Genomic DNA, 18,508 nt, shown 5'->3' with positions numbered 1-18,508 from the left:
ATATTCATTGATCAAAGTTGGCATAATAATCTGTCAACCGTTTTGCCAGCTCTTCACGGAAAACATCCAGCAGTCCGATCATTTTCGAATAAGGCATCTGCGTCGGTCCTAGCAAGGCGATCATTCCAGTGCCGTGGTCACCAACATCGTAGCTAGCGGTGATTAAACTGAGGTTGGCCAAATCAATTGGCTTAAGCTCTGGCCCCAAACGTACTTGAACTGGCGTTTGACGAATCGGTCCGCCAAGCAGTTCCGTCAGATCACCGTGATCAGCGTCAATCAATGACATAATCTTTTTCAGTTCATGGATATCGGAATCGCCTAGGTAATCCATCAAATTCAACCGCCCGCCAACGTAAAAGCGCTCGGACGCAGCTGATTTCAAAACGTTACCGAAAATATCCAAGAAGCCTTCAGGACTGGTTAGATACTGCATTAACATCGAAGGCACATCGGTTTTCAGCCGTTGTGCAACTTGAATTAATGGCAGTCCAACGAGTTGATCATTGACAATTCGAATCGCCTTTTCAAGCTCATCGGATGAGATGTTTTGCGATACGGTAAAGACCTGGTTTTCAATGTTACCGTTATTCGTGACCAAAATCGCCATGACCTGGTGATTGCCTAATGGAACAAGGCGAAAACCTGTCAGCTTGATATTGGTTACTTCAGGTCCCAAGCTAATGGCCGTGTAACTCGTCAGATTGGACAAAATTTGCGCACTTTGCGCGACAATCTCATCCATCTTATTGTATCGCTGGCTAAATGCCTGCTTGATAGTCGCCAGTTCTTGATGCGAAACACGCACCGGTTCAACAAGGTGATCGAGATAATAACGATAGCCTTGGGTTGACGGTACGCGCCCGGAACTGCTGTGGGTCTTGGTGATCAAACCGGCATCTTCTAGCGACGCCATATCATTACGGATTGTGGCGGAACTGACATGAATGGGCAGCTCGCGCATCAATCGCTTTGAACCAACCGGCTCTCCGCTTTCAGTAAACAGGCGGATGATTTCTTTTAAGACGAGCACTTGCCGTTTCGTCAACATTTTCTCACCTCACCTTTAGCACTCGTTTCACACGAGTGCTAATACACTGAATAATATACCAAGCACCGTTAGCAAAGTCAAGGCGACATTGCTAAAATCTTCAGTGTTTTCGGTGTTTCTAGCCAGTGGCGGCCATTTTTTCAAGAAAAAAGAGCCGTTTAAATAAGCGGCTCGTCAAGCAAAAACTGTTGAAAGACTTCGTTGCCTAAAAACTTGCCCTTGTTAGTCAGCCGGATGAAGCCATCATCGCGCTGTAACAAGCCTTGGCTTTCCAACTCAGGTACGGTCTCGCCATAAACGGCATCAACGGTCAGATGATAGCGCTGATAGAAGCGTTTTTCACTTACGCCACGCATGGTTCGCAAACCAAGAAACATTTCTTCTTCAATTTGTTCGGACACCGGAACCAAATGATGGGCCAAAACCGGTAAATGATCGGTGCGAAGCGGCGTTAGGTACTGTTTGATCGGGCCATAATTGTGATACCGATCGCGACCAAGATAACCAAACGCACCAGCTCCGAAGCCAAAATATTTGTCATTTTGCCAGTAAAGCAGGTTGTGTTGGCATTGGTAGCCATCCTTGGCAAAATTGCTGATTTCATATTGATGTCTGCCATGTGCTTCCATCAAATCAATCGCGTCCTGATACATGTCGGCTTCGACATCCTGCGTTGGCAAGCGCAATTTGCCTTGGCGCATCAGGTTATAAAAAATAGTTTTCCGCTCGAGAATCAGTGAATACGTCGAATAGTGCGGCAAGTCTAAATCGAGGGCTTTTTGTAGACTATTTAAAAAGTCGTCCCGGCTTTGATCAGGCAATCGGAAAATCAAATCAATCGACAAATTATCAAAGCCGACTTTTCTGGCATTGGCAATCGCGGCATACACATCCTTGGCGCGATGAATCCGCCCGATCCGTTTGAGAACATCATCATTAAAAGACTGGACCCCGATCGAAAGCCGATTAACGCCATAGTCATGTAAAACCTGCAACTTATCGGTCGTCAGCAAATCATTGGGATTCGCCTCAAACGTGAATTCACCAGAATCGAAGTGTAAAATGTCGTGAATACCCTGACAAAGTTTCGCCAACTGTTTAGGCGTCAGAGTTGTAGGTGTCCCGCCGCCGACATACACCGTTTCGATTTTCTCATCAGGGTGCTCGGACATGACCATCCGCATTTCCTTAAGCAGCATCGCAACATAGTCATCAACCGGCTGACCTTCAATGAAGACTTTATTGAAATCACAGTAGTAACAAATATGTTCGCAAAATGGAATATGAATATATGCGCCAGCCATTTTAACCCTTCCTCGCGAAATACTGACGGACCGCCGCTTCATCTTTCTTTAACTGGATAATCAAACCTTCTGCATTGGCAAATTTCACTTCGCCGCGTAGATAATGGTACCAACGAACCTGAACAGTTTTGCCATAAATCATACGGTTGAAATCAAGCAGATTAATTTCCAGCGTCACGTCACGATCGCTACCAAACGTGACATTACGGCCGATCGAAGCCATCCCCAGATACCAAGTGCCGTCGACGTTTACCGTCACGGCATAAATCCCGATGCCAGGAAGCCGCTGCTGACCTAATGTTGCCAGATTAATGGTTGGAAAGCCAAGTTCTCGACCACGGGCTTCGCCATGCACCACTTTGCCAGTCGTTAAATAAGCATACCCTAAAAGCTCGTTTGCCGTATCGATATCACCTTGATCCAACGCATCACGAATCCGGGTCGAGCTGATTTTTGCACCATCTTCGGCCAACTTAGGTACGCTAACAACTTCAAACCTGCCGTGCGCGTAGTCGGGCAGCAACGCCATATTGGCAATCGCGCGTTTACCGTAAGTATAGTCAAAACCAGCCACAACGGTATCGGCTTTCAGGCCCACCAAATACTGATCCACAAACGCTTGCGGCGATAAGGCAGCAAATTCCGGTGTGAAGTGAACAAAATACAACAGATCCACGCCTAATTGCCGCATCAAATCGATCTTTTCTTCACGTGTTGACAGATACTGAATCGTTGTTTTACTAACGCCACGATAAACAACAGCCGGATGAATATCAAATGTCATCACGGCTAACGGCAATTTTTTGGCTAAAGCTATATGCTTTCCTGCTTTAATTACGGCTTGATGGCCGCGATGTACGCCATCAAAGAAACCCAGCGTTAAAACGATGGGCTGTGGCGGCGCCGCTGATGCTTGCAACGGCGGGTGAATATCAATGACTTCCATTAAAATTATCTCTCATTCTTCTCATTCGCTAAAAACATAATATCCGGGCGATACTGCTGCTTTTCGAACCGATAAATCGCCTTCAAAACGCCAGCATAGTGTAGACGAACCCGCGGCGCATGCAGATGAAGGGTTAAAAATCGGCCATGCCGGACATCTTCATATTGATCTTCTGTCAAATCAACTTTCGGCAACTCAGCAAACGCAATATCAATCGGTTGGATCACTAAAGCTAAGGTACCCTCAGCAATATGTTGCTCCAAGGCTTCAAGGCTGACCGCTTGAGCTAATGTAAAGCCGCCACTTTTAATCCGCGTTAACTGGCTCATCACTGCAGCGACGCCTAATGATTGGCCAACCTCAACTGCCAAGGTTCGAATATAGGTTCCCTTAGACACCGCAGCCTCAAAACGAAAACGTTGCGTCCCTTTAGTTGCGTCGAAAACCGGGTCACTGGTTCGCTCAAACCGTTTTACCGTTACCTGACGTTTTGGCCGTTCAACTGTCTCGCCGGCCCGGGCATATTCATACAGTCGCCTGCCGTTGACTTTGACTGCGGAAAACATCGGCGGTACTTGGGTAATCTCGCCTGTCCATTGCGTGAGCACCTGATCCAGTTCATGCACCGCGACCGGCTCCACCAGCGGCGTTCGCTTCTCCACCTCACCATCAAGATCTTCAGTGGTCGTGGCAAAGCCAAGTGTGATTTCGCCGGTATAAATTTTCCCACTGGCCATTAATTGGGGCACGGCTTTGGTTGCCGCACCAATCGCCAGCGGCAAAACACCGTCAACGTTCGGGTCAAGCGTGCCGGAGTGACCGATTTTTTTAATGTGGAGAAGCTTGCGTGCATGATAAACGGCATCGGCACTGGTCATGCCGGTCGGTTTATACAGCGGAAGAATGCCGTTCATGAATTCGGCCCCTTTCAATTTTTAAAATTAAAAAACGCTGACTATTGTACGCCATCACGCTTTTGGCTTGGTATACATACTGCGATGATGCTTGACATGCACCGCATGTCGCCATCCTGCCCAAATGAAAATCAGTACTACCAAAATCGAAAAAAGCCAGTCCGGCGTTTTAACGTTAATCATAGGCAAACTTAATCCAAGCTTGATGGCAATAAGACCAACAAGTACATACGCCGCAGTTTCCAGTTCAGGTACCCGGTCAATGAAGGTCGTGATCACTTGAGCAACAATCCGCATCGCCAAAATACCTAAGCAACCACCGATTAAAACAATGACCGGATTACTGGAGACAGCCAAAGCGGCCAGGATTGAATCAACCGAGAAGACAATATCGAGGCTCTCAATTTGAAAAACCGTTCCCCATAAACCATGGACGCGTTTGGTTCGCTTGCCGGTTTTACTTTTTGGATGACGCACCGCATAAAAATAGCTGGCACTCATCCACACCAGATACAAAGCGCCAAGTGCCTTAATCGGCCAGAATTGCAGCAAATACGTTCCCAGTCCAATCGCAATGAAACGGAACAGATACGCCCCGCCCATGCCATACATCAAGGCCTTTTTACGGTCCGACTCAGCCTTAAGCTGTTCGGTTTGGGCAGCGAGAACGACCGCATTATCCACCGAGAGCATGCATTCTAAAAGAATTAAACTAAAAATCGTGATTAAACCGCTAACCGAAAAAGCTAGCTGCCAGTTGTGCACGGAAAAGAATGGTCCGTATAAGGCCCCTAAAAACTTGATCGCAATCCTTCCCTTCTCAATGTTTATTATTATACCGTTCAAGCCAGGAAAGCTAAAGCGGGGATCGCGAGAAAAGGAAGACTGCTCGTTGCATGATGAGGTTATTGAAAATTGGCGCACCAAAAAAGGATCCAGTCTTTGCGACTGAATCCTTTCTGGGTGAACAGCGCTATTCCAAATTCTTGCGCCGCACTTCATTGATTAACTGATCAATACGGGCACCATACTGAACGGATTTGTCTTGAGCAAATTCGATTTCCGGCACCTTGAACAGCCGAATCCGCTGCCCGACTTCACGTCGAATCAGTCCGCTGGCTTTATCCAAACCGGTTTGGGCTGCTTCGACTTTATCAGGTGCATCATCGAGAATACTGTAGAAAATAGTGGCATGTTGCAGATCACCGGTCAGTTTGACTCCGGTAATCGTCACGCCTTTGACCCGCGGATCGTTAACATCCTTCAACAAGATATCATCAACTTCACGTTGGATCTGAGTCTCAACTCGACCGATACGATGCTTCATCTGCGAATTACCTCCTGTTGAGCGTGAGCCGGCGCGCTTAGAAGCCGGCTCACGCGTTATGGTGGAGCGTTCGTCAACTTTTCACAGCAGCAAACGCCTATCCCTTAAATGATTTCCGTACGCAGTTTACTTAACCGGTACTTCTTCCATTGTAAAGGCTTCGATCTGATCACCGACTTTAATATCGTTATAATTCTCAATGGTCAGCCCGAGTTCAAAGCCTTGGCGAACCTGCTTGACATCATCTTTAAACCGACGAAGTGAACCTAGTTTGCCTTCATACTTGACAATGCCATCACGGATGAGGCGAACGCCGGCATCGCGGGTAATATATCCGGAGTCAACGTAACCACCGACAACCGTACCGACTTTGGAAACCGGAATTGTTTCACGAACGGTGACCGTACCGATAACCTTCTCTTCATAAGTTGGTTCCAGCATGCCTTTCATCGCAGACTCGACTTCTTCGATTGCCTTGTAGATGACACTGTGCAGGCGAATATCAACATCATCTTGTTCCGCCTGCGCCTTAGCCATTGCTGTCGGTCGAACATTGAAGCCAATGATGATGGCATTACTTGCTGCGGCCAGTGTCACATCACTTTCATTAATCGCACCAACTGCTTGGTGGATAATGTTGACCCGAACGTCTTTGACTTCAATCTTTTCAAGACTACCAGCCAAGGCTTCAACAGATCCTTGGACATCCGCCTTAATGATGACGTCAACTTCTTTGAGTTGACCCTCTTTCATTGTTTCAAACAGATTATCCAAAGTGACATGGGTTGTGTTCTTACGTTCTTCTTCTTGGGCCCGTTTTGCCCGTTCTTCACCGGCAGCCCGTGCAGTCCGTTCATCCGCAAAGACAACGAACTTATCAGCGGATTGCGGCACGTCGTTAAGCCCGGTAATTTCGACCGGCATGGATGGCAACGCGTCCTTGACTCGACGGCCATGATCGTTGGTCATGGCACGGACACGGCCAAAGGTATTTCCGACAACAATCGGATCGCCGGTATGCAAAGTTCCTTGTTGAACCAAAACCGTTGCAACCGGTCCCTTACCTTTATCCAAACGTGCTTCGATGACCGTACCGACAGCTCGCTGATCAGGGTTAGCCTTCAATTCGAGAACATCCGCTTCCAGTAAGATCATTTCCAATAATTCGTCGATGTTCTTACCGAATTTAGCTGAGATTTTGACGAAAATCGTGTCGCCACCCCAGTCTTCAGGAATCAGCCCATATTCGGTCAATTGTTCCATGACATGCTCCGGATTGGCACCTGGTTTATCGATTTTGTTGACCGCCACAATGATCGGCGCCTTGGCAGCCTGGGCGTGATGAATCGCTTCAATCGTTTGCGGCATCACACCATCGTCAGCAGCAACCACAAGGACAACAATATCGGTAATATCGGCACCGCGCGCCCGCATGTTGGTGAAGGCCGCATGCCCCGGAGTATCGAGGAACGTAATCAACCGATCACGTAATTTAACCTGATAAGCCCCGATATGCTGCGTAATGCCACCGGCTTCGCCTTCAGTCACGTGCGTATGCCGTAACTTATCCAGCAAGGTCGTTTTACCATGGTCAACGTGCCCCATGATCGTCACAACTGGCGGCCGTGGCTGCAAGTTGTCTTGGTTCTTGTTTTCTTCTTCGAACACCTTGTCCAAATCGGAAATATCTTCGTGAACCTTTTCCTTCGCGTCAATACCATAATCGGTAGCCAAAAGTTCGATGGTATCTTTGTCCAGGCTCTGGTTCTGGTTGACCATAACGCCCAGCATAAACAGTTTCTTGATTAATTCAGCTGGCTCACGGTGAAGGATCTTGCCCAGTTCCTGAGCATTCATCCCAACTTCATAATTCAAGACTTCTGGTAACGGCCGCTCTTTGCGCTGTGGCATTTCCTTCTTCGGCTGGCTCTGCTGACGGCGCTTGTTCTTCTTGTTGCGCCGGTTGCTGTTGCGGTTAAACCCGTTGCGATTCCCAAAGCTGTTGCCGCGACCAAAGTTGTTATTCCCACCACCGCGCCGACTATTGCGGTTGTCCTGACTGCCGACCGTTGCGGGTTTGGCAGCTGGCGTAACGGCAGCCGGTTTTGTAAAGCGTTGATTGGTTTTTGCGGCTGGCTGTTCAGTGCGAGGACGTTGTTCTGTCCGTTGCGGCCGCTGTTCCTTCTGTGGCCGCTGCTGTGTCCGAGTCGACTCAGAGCGTTCAGGACGTTTACTCGCTACGGCTGGTTTAGCCTCTTGTTGGCGCTTTGGCTGTTGCCGTTCGGATTCCGGCTTGACGAATTTCCCGCCATTGCCTGCAACGGGACGCGGATTGCCATTGGCTGCGGTCGGACGTCCGGCACGTGGCATTGGTCCGGTCACACGTTGGTTGTCAAACCGGCGATTACGATCACGCCGATTGCGATCATTCGGACGATTGTTATTCGCAGAACGGTTGTTATTGTTGCTGCGATTGGTATTGCGGTTCCCTGTTTTAGCAGCCGCTGCCGGTTGCTCGCCACCGCGGTTGTGATTCCCGGACTTATGTGCTGTCTGGGTGCCCCGTGGCCGCAAAATCGTTGACTTACTTAAAATGATTTTACCGTCAGCGGTTTTGTTAGACCGTGCCGGCTTATGCTCATGCCGGGTCGGTTTTTCTGCAGCTGCATGCTGATTATCTTTCGCACTTGTAGACGCTGCTGACTTGGTCGGTTTAGCAGCCGCTGATGTTGAAGGTGTTTTAGCTGCTGAAGACTTGCTCAACACCCCTTTGATTTTCGCTTCCTGATCTTGATCGATCGAGGACATGTGATTCTTGACTTCGATACCCAAGTTCTTGGCGATATCGATCACGTCTTTATTATCGACGTGCATTTCTTTGGCAAATTCATAAACGCGTTTTTTGCCCATTTCTTCACGCTCCCTGCAATTTAGGTGAGCAGCTCTTGCATCTTCTTGGCGAAGCCTGCATCTGCCACGGCAATGATTGAACGATCACTACCGATAGCCTGTGATAAGTCCATTTTGGAGAATACTGTCACCAAAGGAACTTTATAGTAGCTGCTTTTATCGGAAAACTTCTTGCGGGTATTGGCACTTGCATCACTGGCGACAAACACCAGCTTTGCATCACCGGAACGAATCGCTCCTAACACCAGTTGGTCACCGGTGGTTAAGCGACTGGCGCGGCGGGCCAATCCCAATAAATTCAAAACGGCTTGTTTTTGCATGGTTACTTGCCGAATAGTTCCTGACGCGCCTTTTGGTGATCGACATAAGCAAAAAGATCATCATAAAAGGTCGGGTCAATGGTGATACCGAAGGCTGCGTCAATCAGTTTCTTCCCTTTGGCCTGTTTCACGGCATCAGGATTCAACGCTACATATGCGCCCCGTCCTGCTGCTTTGCCAGTCGGATCGATTGCAACAACATTCTCCTTGTTCTTAACGATCCGAACAAGTTCTTTCTTGGGCATCATCGTGTTGCTTAGCAAGTCCTTGCGCATTGGAATCTTACGCTTTTTCATGGCTCGCCTCCTTATGCCTGTGACTGATCATCAGCGTTTGGCGTCACCGGCGTTGCATCAGATGCATCATCCGCCTGCTCCGTTTCAGCTGTGTCATCGCTCGGTGCTTCTGTGTCATCTGCCTGATCATCCGAAGCTTCAGCAGCCTCGGCTTCTGCTTCAGACAACTCATCGTCATCCACGAATTCAACTTCGGACTCTGGCTTAATATCGATCTTATAACCAGTCAACTTTGCGGCAAGCCGTGCATTTTGACCTTTTTTACCGATGGCCAATGATAGCTGATAATCAGGAACGATGACCGTGGCCGAACGATCATTATCTTCATCGTTGAACTGAACCGCGATGACTTGGGCAGGATTCAAGGCATTGGCGATGTAATCGGCAGGATCTTCTTCCCACTGAACAACATCCATGTTTTCACCTGACAACTCATTGACTACCGCCTGCACCCGAGCACCGCGCGGGCCAACCGTTGTGCCGACAGCATCGACAGCATCGTTAGTTGCCCGAACCGCAATCTTCGTCCGATCGCCGGGTTCACGCGCAATGTTGACAATTTCAACCGTGCCGTCGAAAATCTCCGGAACTTCTTGCTCAAACAAGCGTTTAACCAAGCCCGGATGCGTTCGACTAACGAAGACTTGGGGGCCTTTGCTGGTATTTTCGACTTTGGTCACATAAACCTTGATGCGATCGTGCGCCTCATACTTCTCGTTCGGCATCTGATCTTGGCGACCTAAAACCGCTTCGATCTTACCTAAATTGACGTAGATGAACCGATTATCGCGCCGCTCGACAACGCCTTGTAAAATTTCATCTTCATACTGGGAATATTCATCATAAACAATACTGCGTTCGGCTTCCCGCACACGCTGCATAATGACCTGCTTGGCTGTTTGTGCAGCGATCCGTCCGAAATCTTTAGGGGTAACTTCGAATTTGATTTTATCGCCGATTTCGTAAGCTTTATTAATCGCCAACGCATCCTTGAGACTTACTTCTAACCGCGAATCAAAAACTTCATCAGTCACTTCTTTGACAGCATAGACATGGATGTCGCCTTGTTTAGGATCAAATTCCACATCGACATTTTGTGCCTGATTGTAATTACGCTTATACGCGGAAACCAATGCGGCTTCCAAAGCTTCGATCACAACCTCTTTCTTAACACCTTTTTCTTGCTCTAAGGCGTCAAGTGCTTGGATCATTTCCTTTGACATGCTTTTCTTACCTCCACTAGAATTCGATCGCCAACCGTGCAGAAGCGATCAATTTTCGGTCGATGACCTGATCGAATTTGCGGCTTTTATCTTTGACCGTTAATGTCAGCTGGTCAGGCTTCAGATCTTTCAAAGTACCTTCGAAGATTTTCTTACCGTCCAGCTTTTTGAATAGCGAGACATGAATGTAGTCGCCGACTGCCTGCTCATAATCCATCTCACGTTTCAACGGTCGCTCGGCACCGGGACTGGAAACTTCGAGGAAGTATTGTTGCGGAATCGGATCCGGGTCCATACTGTCCAGTTTCTCGGACAAAGCTTCGCTGACCAAGACACATTCATCCAATGTGATGCCGCCTGGCTTGTCGATATACACCCGCAAGTACCAGCCGCCGCCTTCCTTCACAAATTCGATATCCGTGAGGTAAAAATGATGGTCGTCCAAAATCGGTTTGACCAAAGCGGTCACGGTTTCAACAACCGATTGCGTACTCAAGCCACCGCCTCCTTTATTGTTCACTCAAGACTTTTGATTCTAACGGTTGCCAGACAAACATCATGACGTTCGCCAATAAAAAGAGTGAGCATCGCTGCTCACTCACCGCCAGAACCTTACTTTACTATTGCTACAATACCATAGATAGCCGTCACTTGCAAACAGGCAGTCCGTTGTGGTAGTAAGCGTCACTACCAACTTCACATGATTTTGCTACTTTGGGGTTATGCCACCATCATATTGCCTGACATTTTAAAATAATCCGTCAAAAAGCGAGAGTTGGTTCTCATCTGGTAAATCGTCTAGCACATGGTTGGTTGTCATGTAATCAATCAGTGTCTTGGAGACTTTACCACGATTGGCAAGATCTTCTTTGGACAGGAACGGCTTTTCTTCGCGGGCGGCGACAATCTGCTTCGCAACGTTATCGCCTAATCCCGGAACCGCACGGAATGGTGCCAGAATCGTGTGATCATCTTGAATCAGGAAATCATGCGAATCAGACTTAGTGACATCAATCATTTTAATCTTGAAGCCGCGTTCCAGACATTCGTTGGCAATCTCAAGCACGGTCAGGAGTTGCTTCTCTTTCGTCGAAGCATCCATCCCTTTGTCAGTGATTTCTTTCATGGCGGCCTTAACTGCTTCTTTGCCGTGGCTCATCGCGGCCAGATCAAAGTCTTCCGCACGGACCGAGAAGTAAGCCGTGTAGTACACCAGCGGATAATGAACCTTGAACCAGGCAATTCGTAACGCCATCAAAATATACGCTGTAGCGTGGGCTTTCGGGAACATATATTTGATCTTCAGGCAGGAATCGATGTACCAGTCCGGCACATTTTCATTTTCCCGCATGGCTTTTTGCCAATCATCCGGAATCCCGCGCCCTTTACGCACGTGTTCCATAATGTTAAAGGCCATTGAGTCATCCATGCCCCAATGAATCAAGTCCATCATGATGTTATCACGACAGCCGATGACTTCTTTTAGCGTGACGATGCCTTGCTTGATCAATTCTTCGGCATTGCCTAACCACACGTCGGTCCCATGCGAAAGACCAGAAATTTGAAGCAACTCGCTGAAGGTTGTCGGTTTGGTTTCTTCGAGCATACCGCGGACAAACCGGGTACCAAATTCAGGAATGCCCAGTGTGCCCATTTTCGAATTGATCTGTTCAGGCGTAACTCCGAGACTTTCAGTGCCGGAGAAAAGCGCCATCACACCAGGGTCATCGGTTGGAATCGACTTTGGCTCGACGCCGGATAAATCCTGCAACATGCGGATCATCGTCGGATCATCATGGCCCAGCACATCCATTTTCAAAATATTGTCATGAATTGAATGGAAATCAAAGTGGGTCGTCATCCAAGCAGCGTTTTGGTCGTCAGCCGGATACTGGATCGGGGTAAAGTCGTAAATATCCATATCAGCCGGAACGATTAGAATGCCGGCAGGATGTTGCCCGGTTGTCCGTTTAACCCCAGTGTCGCCTTGCGCCAGCCGATCGATTTCCGCACCGCGCAGTTGCTGGCCAGTGTCACGTTCATAAGCTTTCACATAACCATACGCTGTCTTGTCAGCAACCGTACCGATTGTTCCGGCCCGAAAACTGTGATCCTCGCCAAACATGACCTTGATATAGTTATGGGCGATCGGTTGATAATCACCGGAAAAGTTTAAATCAATATCCGGCACCTTATCGCCGTGGAACCCAAGGAAGGTTTCGAAGGGAATGTCATGGCCGTCTTTGTGCAGCTCGGCGCCACACTTCGGGCAGACCTTGTCAGGCAAGTCAAAACCGGAACCGACTTCGCCATGCGTAAAGAATTCACTGTATTGACACTTAGGACAGCGATAATGCGGCGGCAACGGATTGACCTCAGTGATGCCCGCCATCGTCGCCGCCAGACTAGAACCAACGGATCCTCGCGAACCAACCAGGTATCCGTCCTTGTTCGACTTCAAAACCAGTCGTTGGGCAATGTTGTAGATGACCGAGAATCCGTTACCGATGATACTTTTTAGCTCTTTGTCCAGCCGTTGCTCGACGATTTCCGGCAAAGGATCACCGTATAATTCATGGGCAGTGGTCATGACATCATGCTTGAGTTTGTCTTCCACACCAGGCACATCAGGCGTATAGAGTTTGGTTTTGACTGGCGAAATGTCATCATCAATCCAGTCCGCAATCAAATTGGAATTGGTCACAACCAACTCTTTGGCTTTTTCAGCACCTAGCCAGTCAAAGTCATCCAGCATTTCTCGGGTTGAGCGAAAATGCACATCAGGCAGACTGTGGCGATTCAGCGGGTTGGCACCGCCTTGGCTATGAATCAGAATTTTGCGATAAATGGCATCGTGTTCATCAAGGTAGTGAGCATCACCAGTTACCACCACCGGTTTCTCCATGTCTTCGCCGATTTTGATGATTTTTTGCAAAATATCCTTTAGATGTGATTCGCCTTTGATCAAATCTGCTTCCAACAAGGGCTGATAAACCGGTAACGGCTGGATTTCAAGATAATCATAGAAAGCCGCCTTTTCCCGAGCCTCGGCTTCACCTTTTTGCATCATTGCCGTGAAAACTTCACCATTGGAGCAAGCCGATCCAACAAGCAAACCTTCACGCAATTTTTGCAACTGACTGCGTGGCACCCGTGGTACGCGGTAGAAATATTTGACATTAGAAAGTGAAACCAGTTTGAACAGATTCTTCAATCCCGCCTGCGTCTTAGCCAAAACCACGGCATGACTCGGTCGGGCAGCCTTGTAAGCATCACCAACGCCAACCCGGTCATTGAGTTGATTAAGCTTGGTCATGCCATAAAGTTTGGCCGCTTCCTTTTCCAATGCGTAAAGCAAATAACCGGTTGCTTCGGCATCGGCGTTGGCGCGATGGTGGTGTTCCAAGCTGACTTTGTACAGCTTAGCCAGTGTATCGAGCTTATGATTCTTGCGTTCCGGATGCAGCATTCGGGATAATTCCAACGTATCAATGACAGGATTGTCGATGTCTGGAAGTCCGTGGCGTTCATACCCGTTATCCAAAAAGCCTACGTCAAACGTCACATTGTGGCCAACCATGATGGCACCGTCACAAAATTGTTGGAAAAGTTTGAAGACTTCTTCTTCCGACTTTGAGCCGTGCACCATGTCATCGGTAATATGCGTCAGATTAATCGTCAACTCCGACAATGGAAAACCGGGATCAATCATTTCTTCAAATTGATCAATCACTTGGCCATCTTTCATCTTAACGGCGGCCAATTCAATGACCTTGTCATAGACCGCTGACAATCCGGTTGTTTCAACGTCAAAGACAACATATTCAGCGTCGGCAAGGTCACGAGGTTCATCAGCGCGGTAAGCAACGGGTGTGCCATCGTCAACTAGGTTAATTTCAACCCCGTATAGCATTTTTAATCCGGCTTTATCTGCCGCTGTGTGTGCTTCTGGGTAAGCCTGCAGGCCGGCATGATCCGTCACGGCAATGGCTTTATGACCCCATTCTTTTGCGCGGTTAACAAAATCGGTGATCGAATTCGTTGCATCCATTTGACTCATGTTGGTATGCAAATGGAGTTCCACCCGTTTTTCACCGTCCACGTCATCAGTCGGATCGGGGTGTGAAACAGTTTGAATATCCTGGGCATTAATCGTCAATTCACGGGAATAATTGTCTTCTTGAACACTGCCCCGTACGCGCAGCCACTGGCCCTTCTGAATTCGGGCAAACATCGCCTCATCATCGGCGCCGTTACTAAACTTCTTGGCGATGAAGCTTGAACTATAATCCGTGATCTTAAAGATTAATAATTGCCGTTTGGAGCGTAACTCGCGCACTTCCACATCAAAAACGTAGCCTTCAACGGTAACCGACCGCTCCTCTTGTGTGATGGTCACCATCTGCTGTGGCGGGTCACTCATTTTTAGCTGACGCCCCATTTGAACTGGACCATCAGTGCTTTCTTGTTTCTGCTTGGCGGCTTGACGTTTAACCACTTCGGCCGCGGCCTGCGCCATTTTGGCCGTTTGGGCGGCTTTTTGGGCTTCGAAGGCGGCCACTGACTGGGCGGCCTGCTCTTCATCAACTTCCGCCTGCATCCGCAATCCGGTGAATCCGACTTGCTGATAGGTTTCCTCAAGTTTGCCTAAGCCCTGATGAATCAGGTATTGGCGAACCTGTTCATTTTCCGCGGTGATCACCGCACGACCGTTGACTAGTGTCGGAACCTGTTTTTCACACAATTCCCGCACAATTCCGGTGCCGATTTCCGCATTTTGAACGACAAATCGCCAATATTGGGCCAGCAATTCATCGGTTAAAACCGGGTGAGCCACCGAAATGGTTAAACTGGTTTTAGCAATTTGCTTAAATGCAAGCGGCAGTTGCGTTGCCAGTGGATTAAAAATCTGAAACGGTAAAATTGCGGGAAATCCCAGCGTAAAGTCATACCGCTGCGATTGCTCGTGGATTGTCACGCCTTGGACCACACCTTCTGCCAGCGCCGGATCATTTTTGACATCCGCCGGCAAATCAAGTTGATCCAGTAATTTTTCAAACATCTCATGTTGGGATAAAGCCAAATTGTGCACCCCTCTTAGATGGCAGAAACTGGGACAACCCGCCGCGTGGTGATCAATGCCATGTCGAGAAATTGCTTTTGACATGGTGATCATCGGATTGGCGATTTTGCCCCAGCATCATCGTAATCAATTATGCTTTTGCCTGTTCTTGTTTATGCAGCTGGGCCATGAGGATTTTGATCGAACTGATCAGCTCTTCCTTCTTGACTTCAATGGTCTCGCCGGTTTTACGCAACTTCAGTTCAACAATCTCGTCGACCGCTTTTTTACCGACTGTCACGCGTAATGGCACCCCGATCAAGTCGGAATCGGCGAATTTAACCCCCGGTCGCTCATTACGGTCATCAACCAGAACACTGTAACCAGCCTCTTCAAGCATGGTTTCGATTGAGGCAGTTAACGTCTTTTGCTCCTCGCGCTTTAGATTAACCGGAATTAAGTGAATGTCAAATGGTGCGATCGTCGTTGGCCAAATCAAGCCATGATCGTCAGCTTGCTGTTCGGCAATCGCTGAAAGCAGGCGCGAAACACCGATCCCATATGAACCCATGATGATGGGTTGGCTGCGACCATTTTCATCAAGAAAATTGGCGCCCATGGTTTCTGAGTAACGAGTGCCCAACTTAAAGATATGGCCGATTTCGATCCCCCGGGTAAACTTAAGCACGCCCTGGCCATCCGGCGAGACTTCGCCTTCCTTGACAAAGCGGATATCAGCAAAGCTTTCCGGTGTGACATCACGATCAAAGTTAACATTTAGAAAATGGGTGTGCGCCTTGTTGGCACCTGCAACCAGGTTCGTCAAGCCGCTTAAACTGTTATCGGCAATAATCCGCACATCTTTGTCGACGTTAACCGGACCGATATTGCCAACTTCGGCATGCATGACTGTCTCAACCTGTTCAGGGGTTGCCATTTCAAGAAAGTCCGCACCTAAAATGTTCTTTAGCTTGGTGTCGTTCACTTCATAATCACCACGCACCAGGGCCAGGACTGGTGCGCCATCAGCCATAAACAAAACGGCCTTAATCAGTTTTTGCTCAGGCACCTTCAATAATGCTGCTACTTCAGCGATGGTTTTGGCATCTTTGGTATCAACCGATTTTAATTCCGCCTGGGCTTCCACGCCTTGCTTAGGTAGCGCCATGCTGGTAGCCATTTCCAGATTAGCAGCATAGTCAGAACTATCGGAATAAACGATGGTATCTTCACCGATTGGCGCAATGGCGGAGAACTCCTTAGAATCCTTACCACCCATGGCCCCGCCATCACCAATAATGGTGCGGTAGCGCAGCCCTAAGCGATCAAAGATATTGGTGTAAGCATGTTCCATCTGGCGATAAATCGTATCCAGATCCTGATCATTGCTGGTAAATGAATAAGCATCTTTCATAATAAATTCGCGACCCCGTAACACCCCATAACGCGGGCGATCTTCATCGCGGAACTTATCCTGAATTTGATAAAGAACCAAAGGCATGCGTTTATAAGACTTTAGTTCATTACGTACCAAGTCCGTGAAGGTTTCTTCATGGGTCGGTCCCAGAATCATTTTACGATCCTGGCGATTTTTCAGCTTAAACAGGTTCGGTCCATAAGTTTCATAACGTCCGGATTCTTCCCAGAGTTCGGCCGGCAACAAGACCGGCATCTTCATCTTAACCGCATCAATCTTCGTCATTTCATCGTCAATGATGGCTTCAATGCGAGTTAGGACGCGTTCAGCGAGCGGCAAATAAGCGTAAACACCAGCTTGAACTTGGCGAACAAAGCCAGAACGTAACATCATTTTATGCGATTTTGCTTCCGCCGAACTCGGTACTTCTTTTTCTGTGGGAATAAACATCCGTGATTGTTTCATGTCAGCCTCCAAAGCTAGTTTATTTAAAAGTAACGCATAATGTCATTAATCGTGACGGCGAGCATCAACAAGACCATCAAACCCAGACCGATCATCGTGACTACACCTTCAGTTTCCGGTTTGAGTGGCTTACGCCGAATGATTTCGATTAGGTTTAATAGAATTTTCCCGCCGTCCAAGACCGGAATCGGCAGTAGGTTTGAAATACCCAAGCCAAGACTTAGGTAACCCATGAAGAACAGCAAGCCGGCAAGCCCGCCCTTAGCACTTTGGCTGGTCATGGTATAAATGCCAACCGGCCCGGCGAGCTTATTGAGTGAAAATCCACCAGTGACCATTGACTTCAAGACATCCCAAGTACGAACAGCTAGATCCCATGTTTGGGTAAACCCATAAGTAAAGGCGCGCGCCGGTGACTTCTCAACGGGCACCATCACGCCAATCTTGCCTTTCTTATCCGGTTTAATCGCAATATTTTGCGTTTTGCCATCCTGCTTGACAGTAAACATGACTGATTTGCCGGCATGCTTGCTGACCTGAGTTGAAAGGTCCGTAAATGAATGGATCTTTTTGTCGTCAATCGACTCAACTCTAGCATTCGATTTAAGTCCTGCTTGGGCAGCCGGATAATCGGGAAGAACGTTTCCGACTTGATTGGTGTTTAAAATCTGCACACCAAAAATCAGGCCATAAATGATGAACGTCAAAATAGCGAGAATAAAGTTATTCATCGGTCCAGCAAAATTGACCAAGAGCCGCCGCCAAACCGGTGCATTTTGAAATTGCACGTCTTCCGGCGCAATCTGGACTTCCGTGCCATCTTCTTCGATGATGGTGGCGTCATGATCAACTTGCCAGCTCTGCAAGGTCGCTTCATCACCATTTGGATAACCTTCGATGACAAGATCCTTAACCAAATCGACGCGACTGACCTGAACCGGCATGCCACCTTCTAATGTGGTTTTGTCGCTGGCATTAATGCGGACAACTTTACCGGCATCGTTCAAAATCAGGCTCAGCATCGTGCCTGGTTTGATATCATCTTCATCATCCTGCCAGCCTGCCATACGCACATAACCGCCCAGTGGCAACAAGCGCAATGTATAGGTCGTATTATTTTTATGCGACGCCCACAGCTTAGGCCCCATGCCAATCGAAAATTCACGCACCAGAATACCGCTGCGTTTTGCAAAGTAGAAATGGCCAAACTCGTGAACCACCACAAGAATGCAGAAGATAACAATAAAGGCAATGATTGTGGTCATATGTGCTC

General features: G+C 48.2%; 14 protein-coding genes. All 14 read right to left on the bottom strand.

Translation table 11 applies throughout. The annotated features are described in order from the left end of the window. Positions 1 to 4 precede the first annotated feature (4 nt). A complete protein-coding gene (gene hrcA / locus LACZS1_RS07660; protein ID WP_049169452.1) occupies positions 5 to 1,051 on the bottom strand; it encodes a heat-inducible transcriptional repressor HrcA in 1,047 nt (348 codons plus the stop codon). A gap of 158 nt (positions 1,052 to 1,209) precedes the next feature. Continuing rightward, positions 1,210 to 2,355, bottom strand: a complete 1,146-nt coding sequence (gene hemW / locus LACZS1_RS07655; RefSeq protein ID WP_070650420.1) for a radical SAM family heme chaperone HemW — start codon at positions 2,353 to 2,355, stop codon at positions 1,210 to 1,212. A 1-nt stretch (position 2,356) separates the two neighbouring features. Further along, positions 2,357 to 3,301 carry a riboflavin biosynthesis protein RibF gene (gene ribF / locus LACZS1_RS07650; RefSeq protein WP_070650421.1) on the bottom strand — a complete coding sequence of 315 codons (945 nt, stop codon included), beginning with the start codon at positions 3,299 to 3,301 and terminating at the stop codon, positions 2,357 to 2,359. Positions 3,302 to 3,306: 5 nt separating this feature from the next. Then, on the bottom strand, positions 3,307 to 4,215 hold the full coding sequence (truB, locus tag LACZS1_RS07645) for a tRNA pseudouridine(55) synthase TruB (RefSeq protein ID WP_070650422.1): 909 nt from the start codon (positions 4,213 to 4,215) through the stop codon (positions 3,307 to 3,309). A gap of 54 nt (positions 4,216 to 4,269) precedes the next feature. After that, positions 4,270 to 5,061: a TerC family protein gene (locus LACZS1_RS07640; RefSeq protein ID WP_172493458.1), complete on the bottom strand. Its 792-nt coding sequence runs from the start codon at positions 5,059 to 5,061 to the stop codon at positions 4,270 to 4,272. Positions 5,062 to 5,188: 127 nt separating this feature from the next. After that, positions 5,189 to 5,542 (bottom strand): 30S ribosome-binding factor RbfA, encoded by a 354-nt coding sequence (rbfA, locus tag LACZS1_RS07635; RefSeq protein ID WP_003565780.1) that lies wholly within the window; start codon positions 5,540 to 5,542, stop codon positions 5,189 to 5,191. Between the two features lie 126 nt (positions 5,543 to 5,668). After that, the gene (gene infB, locus LACZS1_RS07630) at positions 5,669 to 8,452 is read right to left on the bottom strand and encodes a translation initiation factor IF-2 (protein ID WP_070650423.1); all 2,784 of its coding nucleotides are present in this window, start codon (positions 8,450 to 8,452) and stop codon (positions 5,669 to 5,671) included. 20 nt (positions 8,453 to 8,472) lie between these two features. Next, positions 8,473 to 8,772, bottom strand: a complete 300-nt coding sequence (locus tag LACZS1_RS07625) for a YlxQ-related RNA-binding protein (protein WP_049169456.1) — start codon at positions 8,770 to 8,772, stop codon at positions 8,473 to 8,475. 2 nt (positions 8,773 to 8,774) lie between these two features. Then, on the bottom strand, positions 8,775 to 9,068 hold the full coding sequence (rnpM, locus tag LACZS1_RS07620) for an RNase P modulator RnpM (RefSeq protein ID WP_010488102.1): 294 nt from the start codon (positions 9,066 to 9,068) through the stop codon (positions 8,775 to 8,777). 11 nt (positions 9,069 to 9,079) lie between these two features. Then, positions 9,080 to 10,291 (bottom strand): transcription termination factor NusA, encoded by a 1,212-nt coding sequence (gene nusA, locus LACZS1_RS07615; protein WP_010488100.1) that lies wholly within the window; start codon positions 10,289 to 10,291, stop codon positions 9,080 to 9,082. A gap of 16 nt (positions 10,292 to 10,307) precedes the next feature. Beyond that, positions 10,308 to 10,787, bottom strand: coding sequence for a ribosome maturation factor RimP (gene rimP / locus LACZS1_RS07610; RefSeq protein WP_010488098.1), 480 nt, complete (start codon positions 10,785 to 10,787; stop codon positions 10,308 to 10,310). Between the two features lie 252 nt (positions 10,788 to 11,039). Continuing rightward, positions 11,040 to 15,374, bottom strand: coding sequence for a PolC-type DNA polymerase III (locus LACZS1_RS07605; protein WP_070650424.1), 4,335 nt, complete (start codon positions 15,372 to 15,374; stop codon positions 11,040 to 11,042). A 130-nt stretch (positions 15,375 to 15,504) separates the two neighbouring features. After that, positions 15,505 to 17,235: a proline--tRNA ligase gene (locus LACZS1_RS07600; RefSeq protein WP_070650425.1), complete on the bottom strand. Its 1,731-nt coding sequence runs from the start codon at positions 17,233 to 17,235 to the stop codon at positions 15,505 to 15,507. Between the two features lie 23 nt (positions 17,236 to 17,258). After that, a complete protein-coding gene (gene rseP, locus LACZS1_RS07595) occupies positions 17,259 to 18,500 on the bottom strand; it encodes an RIP metalloprotease RseP (protein WP_070650426.1) in 1,242 nt (413 codons plus the stop codon). Positions 18,501 to 18,508 lie beyond the last annotated feature (8 nt).

Origin of the sequence: Lacticaseibacillus zeae subsp. silagei, assembly GCF_030770335.1 — a bacterium.
Taxonomy (GTDB): Bacteria; Bacillota; Bacilli; order Lactobacillales; family Lactobacillaceae; genus Lacticaseibacillus; species Lacticaseibacillus zeae.
This window is presented reverse-complemented; position numbering and strand designations above follow the sequence as displayed.

What these genes read in the sequence shown, in the direction of transcription:
- hrcA (WP_049169452.1), bottom strand. Translation starts at nt 1,051, where the DNA reads ATGTTGACGAAACGGCAAGTGCTCGTCTTAAAAGAAATCATCCGCCTG.
- LACZS1_RS07600 (WP_070650425.1), bottom strand. Translation starts at nt 17,235, where the DNA reads ATGAAACAATCACGGATGTTTATTCCCACAGAAAAAGAAGTACCGAGT.
- truB (WP_070650422.1), bottom strand. Translation starts at nt 4,215, where the DNA reads ATGAACGGCATTCTTCCGCTGTATAAACCGACCGGCATGACCAGTGCC.
- LACZS1_RS07625 (WP_049169456.1), bottom strand. Translation starts at nt 8,772, where the DNA reads ATGCAAAAACAAGCCGTTTTGAATTTATTGGGATTGGCCCGCCGCGCC.
- nusA (WP_010488100.1), bottom strand. Translation starts at nt 10,291, where the DNA reads ATGTCAAAGGAAATGATCCAAGCACTTGACGCCTTAGAGCAAGAAAAA.
- ribF (WP_070650421.1), bottom strand. Translation starts at nt 3,301, where the DNA reads ATGGAAGTCATTGATATTCACCCGCCGTTGCAAGCATCAGCGGCGCCG.
- rnpM (WP_010488102.1), bottom strand. Translation starts at nt 9,068, where the DNA reads ATGAAAAAGCGTAAGATTCCAATGCGCAAGGACTTGCTAAGCAACACG.
- hemW (WP_070650420.1), bottom strand. Translation starts at nt 2,355, where the DNA reads ATGGCTGGCGCATATATTCATATTCCATTTTGCGAACATATTTGTTAC.
- rbfA (WP_003565780.1), bottom strand. Translation starts at nt 5,542, where the DNA reads ATGAAGCATCGTATCGGTCGAGTTGAGACTCAGATCCAACGTGAAGTT.
- rseP (WP_070650426.1), bottom strand. Translation starts at nt 18,500, where the DNA reads ATGACCACAATCATTGCCTTTATTGTTATCTTCTGCATTCTTGTGGTG.
- infB (WP_070650423.1), bottom strand. Translation starts at nt 8,452, where the DNA reads ATGGGCAAAAAACGCGTTTATGAATTTGCCAAAGAAATGCACGTCGAT.